The sequence below is a fragment of the Oleiphilus sp. HI0066 genome (genome assembly GCF_001635725.1).
In genome coordinates this window covers 1-339 of sequence record NZ_LWFH01000879.1, presented here as the reverse complement: position 1 = coordinate 339, position 339 = coordinate 1, and the positions used below count along the sequence as shown (strand labels likewise).

Annotated in this window: 1 protein-coding gene; it reads left to right on the top strand. The window is 49.3% G+C overall.

Annotation, left to right across the window (positions count from 1 at the left end):
• Positions 1–52: 52 nt before the first annotated feature.
• The coding region (locus A3738_RS10065) for a sulfatase-like hydrolase/transferase (protein WP_197473783.1) at positions 53–339 on the top strand (287 nt) is incomplete at its 3' end.

The following is a 339-nucleotide window of genomic DNA, read 5'->3' as shown; positions in this document are numbered from 1 at the left end:
GTTGAATAAAGTTGAGAAGTATACTTCGGAATCCGATTACCACGGCGCTGGAATGATGCAGCATGACCATGATATTGGTCTTGTGCTCGATTGGCTGGACGAGCAAGGTCTCGCAGAGAATACCATCGTTGTTTACTCTACAGACAATGGCCCTGAGCATAGCTCATGGCCTCATGGCGCCACCACACCCTTTAGAGGTGAAAAGATGACGACATACGAGGGTGGCGTGCGTGTGCCAACAATGGTTCGCTGGCCGAATAAAATCAAAGCCGGTACCAAGCTAAATGGTATTCAAGCGCATCAAGATTTATTTACCACTCTAGCTACGGCCGGCGGTGT